Source organism: Mesorhizobium sp. M0243, assembly GCF_040321775.1.
GTDB lineage: Bacteria > Pseudomonadota > Alphaproteobacteria > Rhizobiales > Rhizobiaceae > Mesorhizobium.
The window spans coordinates 1-1,459 of record NZ_JAMYSF010000071.1; the positions used below are offsets into that span (position 1 = coordinate 1).

The 1,459-nt window shown below is 61.6% G+C and carries 1 protein-coding gene and 1 pseudogene; both read left to right on the plus strand.

The window, feature by feature from the left end; all coding sequences use genetic code 11:
* Positions 1-14 precede the first annotated feature (14 nt).
* A pseudogene (locus NKJ11_RS33645) lies at positions 15-236 on the plus strand (recombinase family protein); the annotation flags it as partial.
* 239 nt (positions 237-475) lie between these two features.
* Positions 476-1,426, plus strand: coding sequence for a helix-turn-helix domain-containing protein (locus tag NKJ11_RS33650; protein WP_352795180.1), 951 nt, complete (start codon positions 476-478; stop codon positions 1,424-1,426).
* Positions 1,427-1,459: the final 33 nt, after the last annotated feature.

Genomic DNA, 1,459 nt, shown 5'->3' on the forward strand with positions numbered 1-1,459 from the left:
GCCGCGAGGGCATTATGCTCCCTGCCGTAAATTACACGCGCGCGGCGGACAGGGCGATCGTCTGGAAGCTGCCCGTCTACAATACGGTGCACCACATTCTCACCAACCCGATCTACGCCGGCGCCTATGCGTTCGGGCGAACCTGCAGCAAAGTCACCATAGAGGCCGGACGCAAACGGATTTTGCGTGGGATCAGGTGCGATCGCGCCGACTGGGAGGTCTTGCTCATCGATCATCACGAAGGTTACCTGAGCTGGCACGATTTTGAGAGGAATCAGCGCCTGATCACGGACAATGCCACAAGCAAAGGCCTGGTGCCGCGCGGTGCTCTTCGCCGGGGCGAGTTGCTGCTCGGCGGTCTCTTGCGCTGCGGCCATTGCGGCCGCAAGCTGCATGTCTTGGCAATACGGGGCGCTATCATTGCCGCGGAGCGCAGGTCAACCACGGAACCGACCCGTGCATCGGCTTCGGATCGTTGCGGGTCGATCAGGCGGTCAGCGCGGAGGTTCTTCAACGCCTTCAACCGCTCGGCATGGAAGCGGCGATCAAGGCCATCGAGACCTCCACCGTGCAGGCTGGAGAGAAGCGGCGCCATGTGGAGCTCGCACTCGAGCAGGCACGTTATGAAGCCGCCCATGCACGCCGCCAGTATGACGCCGTCGACCCGGACAACCGGCTTGTAGCAGGCGAACTGGAGCGACGCTGGAATGCCGCGCTCGTAGCCGTCCGCGAGCGTCAGGACGAGCTTGACGCGCTCGACCGCCACAAGCCTGAGGCTCTGGGAGAAGAGGAACGGCGGAGCCTGCTGCGCATGGGCGCCGATCTCGAACTGGCATGGCATCATGCCAACGCCACCGCCACCACGCGCAAGCGGATCATCCGTGCCGTGATCCGCGAGATTGTCGTCGCCATCGAAGACGACCACATCAAAATGCTGGTGCATTGGCAGGGCGGCGACCATACCGCGCTTTCGGTCAGGAAGAACAAGGCAGGCCATCACCGTTGGGGCGCCCCGCCGGACATCGAGGACCTGATCCGTGCCCTGGCACGCCAATTGCCGGATAGAGCGATCGCATCGCTTCTCAACCGGCTCGGCAAAACCACGGGTCGTCTGAACGGATGGACGCAGTCCCGTGTCTGCACTTTCCGCAACCAGCACGACATCGCCGTCTACAAAAAGGACGAACGGTCGGAGCGCGGCGAGTATACATTGCAGGAAACGGCTGCGAAGCTCGGCCTGCGGCCAATGACCGTGCTGCGCATGATCCGCGCCGGCGATCTGAAGGCCGAGCAGTATTGCAAGGGTACGCCCTGGATCATCCGTCATGAAGATATCGAGCAACTCGATATCCAGCACCATTCCGGCAGGAGCGGACACAGTCCATTATCACAATCACAGGATCAGCAGATCCAGCTTTTTCAATAACATAGCGAGGTGTGCATTATGTCGTGGGATCGG